The organism is Polaromonas sp. P1_E12, from assembly GCF_056405975.1.
In genome coordinates this window covers 1-2,995 of record NZ_JBFUBB010000012.1, presented here as the reverse complement: position 1 = coordinate 2,995, position 2,995 = coordinate 1, and the positions used below count along the sequence as shown (strand labels likewise).

Here is a 2,995-nt window from a genome sequence, read left to right as displayed (position 1 = left end):
CAGTCGATCGCCGTCAATGACGCCAGCCACACGCTCACGAAACCGCAACCATCCCATTTGCCGGGCCGAGACGTCATCTAGACATATCTCACCCCCTGGCACGGAAACACCCAGTATTGCTCGACAAAGAGTGGTTTTACCGCTGCCTCGTGGGCCGCGAATAAGCGCTAACTCGCCCTGCTCCAACTTAAAGGAGACTCCATCGATTGAATTTGCGGGAGCATCGGGATACTTATAGCGCAAGCCCTTTGCCTCGAGTGCACCACTTCGCTCGGAAAATTCAGAGACAGTGGGCAGTGGATCTGGCTCTGGGCGCGCCAGGATAATGTCAGATAACCTGCCACCTTGTAATTCGAGCAATTTAAAATCGAAAATTCGATCAATGAAATCGCCGATGCGCCGCATAAACAGATCCTGATACGCAACCAACGCCAATAACATACCGATACTGAGTTTTTTGTCGATTACCTCGATTGCTCCTAAACCAATTACAAGAACAGAAGCTAAGCCAAAAATAAAAAGGCGCATAAGCCTAAATGCCCACTCCAGCCGAGCTCCCGCAAAATCAGCATTCTTTGAGGCAACAATAAGCCCGGTCCAGCGAGCAATCCATTCGCTACTATTATTCAAAGTACGGATCGACAATATGCCTTCAATTGATTCAATAAAAGCTGATTGCTGAGTGACGTGAGTAGTGATACTCAGATAAGCAAACTGTCGACGTACTCTGTACAAAGATGCTCTGCCGATTGCGTAAACTATCGCTGCAACGATGCCGACAAATGAAAGAGGCGGGCTATACAAGACCATCATGGTGAATACACCAAGAATTAAACAGCCATCGAGCAAAGCCTCTACAAATCCCACGGTAAGTGTGGCTTGGATCAGGCTTATAACTCCGAATCGACTGATGACATCAGCCAAACTTCTCCTCTCAAAATACGCTACAGGAAGTTTTAGTAGATGGCTATAGACGTTTGTCAACCACTGCACTGAGAAGGTCGTCCCGAGCACCAATACCGCCCAGCTGCGCATACCCTCGACAAAAATCCTTAGCAGCAATAGAAGCGTAAACCCAAAGATTAAAACCCCGATTAGCTCCCTATCTCCCGCCGGCAGGGCCTGATCGGTCACGAACTGTATTAACAGAGGGGATAGCAGAGCAGTAATCTCAACAAAAACTGCAAGCAGGAAAATCAGCGCAAGTGAGCGTTTGAGGCCGACTACCTTACCAAGGATGTCGCGCCACCTGATACGTGGCCGCGGCTTATTTTCATTGAAATGCCAAAGAGGCGTTAGCTCAAAGATCTCGCGTGTCAAAGCTTCCAGCTCGGCAATCTTGTGACGAGTTTTCACGCCTGCCACAGGATCCCAAATCCAAAGCGCCCTGCCACTTGATTTGACAACTACAAATCGCTCGTCATTTAATCTGACCACGAAGGGATAGCCAAACCTCAGCGCCTCGCGTAGATCGGTGGTTGGGGTTCGCAGATTGAGACCCAGCTCCCTGGCGAGTGCAACTAATTTTCTATGATTGTTGACGGGTTGTTYCGAAAAGTGAGATCTAACCTGATCGAGGTTGGGCTCTCCCTTGAAATATTCGCACAACATAGCAAAACACGAAATAGGAGCGTCGCTCGGCGACATACTTCGGATCAGCCGCATACGCCGAGCAAACCCCACATTTAACTGCCCAAGATCCAGTTGCATATGCGCTCTAAATAAGATGCGTTGAGGCGAAGAAGTTGCTCTCGCTGCAAGACTGTCCAAATCGTGTCACAGAGTTACTCGCCATTTTGGATGCCAAGTAAGCCGCCCGGCACCCACTTAATACCGGCCCAGACATGATCTAAAAAAAAACGAAACTCCCCTTGTATAAGCGTTTGTTTCGTCAATTCAGCGCTCAAACTAATTCGCAACTCAATTACGAATGTTTGATGAACACTATCTAATTTCACTATCTTCGCATCGAGAAAACCAAAAAGAACATCGCAAATCGGATTCAAGCATTTGAAAAGAGCTTCCTTCGCAGTGAATCCGATGAGACGACCGTGTTTAACCGAAGATACGATTTGTCTCTCATCGCTGGAGTAGCAAAGATCTAGTGCTCGGAGCACATCATTTGATTGCTCTAAAGATTCGACATCCGTTCCTATGAACATATTAGGCCGTTGAGCGAGGCCGGCCGCAACCCAAATCAGTTGATTGCTATGCGCGATAGATCCGATAATCTTCTTGGGCCAGATGGGTCGTCGCTGTTGAGAGTGAACCCAGCAGTCGGCCAAATTGACACCGCATTCCGAAAGTAACACCCCCGCCGCCAAACGACCAAGAAGATATTCGTACTGCCTAGCTGGAATGGAACGACGGATTGTCTCTGGCAGTTGACTATTAAAGGTGGTCCGCGCTGCATGGATGCAATCATCTCGTTTTGATAAGACGACTTGCCGAATGCCGGAAGCCCATGGAAGAGGTACTAGGTCCAGGACGTCCGAGAACCGAGCCAATGTCGTGCGCTGGTACATCACCCGAAGCGTACCGCTTGCCGTGAAAACTTCTGATTTAGGTTTAAACCAAAATCGTCGGCGCGCCAGCTGACCATCTCACATGGCTCCCTCCAAAGTAGTACTGCCTCCACTACTTGGAGGGTTTCACTGCATCGCATAAGCATGCGAAAGCTCTCAAGATTTTTGTCGGCCGCTATGGCCAGGGGTTTCGGTTTCATCGGTGCCTAGCGTTTCAACTTGCCTTTGCATGGAACTTGCCAAGGAGAAAAGTGAACGACCGAATGGTCTTCTGATTTAAAAAATCATATCCAAAACCAAGTAATTCATTTGGCAAATATTCACCGCAAATTTGCTCCCGCATGTCTTTCGCTACTGCTGCTGTCGACCATAAGATAGTGAAACTGGTCTGCCTCTCCATTTCATCGAAGAATAGATGATGCGTGAATAGAAGTGGCCAACTGACGCTGTGGTGAAGGACAGAGATGACC

3 protein-coding genes are annotated in these 2,995 nt (G+C 48.5%); all 3 read right to left on the bottom strand.

Annotated elements, in window-relative coordinates:
- A partial coding sequence (locus AC1D13_RS23105) for an ABC transporter transmembrane domain-containing protein (RefSeq protein ID WP_477690376.1) occupies nucleotides 1-1,710 on the bottom strand: 1,710 nt, incomplete at its 3' end.
- A 74-nt stretch (nucleotides 1,711-1,784) separates the two neighbouring features.
- On the bottom strand, nucleotides 1,785-2,525 hold the full coding sequence (locus AC1D13_RS23100) for a 4'-phosphopantetheinyl transferase family protein (RefSeq protein WP_477690375.1): 741 nt from the start codon (nucleotides 2,523-2,525) through the stop codon (nucleotides 1,785-1,787).
- A gap of 214 nt (nucleotides 2,526-2,739) precedes the next feature.
- On the bottom strand, nucleotides 2,740-2,995 hold a 256-nt coding region (locus AC1D13_RS23095), incomplete at its 5' end, for a hypothetical protein (protein WP_477690374.1).

What these genes read in the sequence shown, in the direction of transcription:
- AC1D13_RS23100 (WP_477690375.1), bottom strand. Translation starts at nt 2,525, where the DNA reads ATGTACCAGCGCACGACATTGGCTCGGTTCTCGGACGTCCTGGACCTA.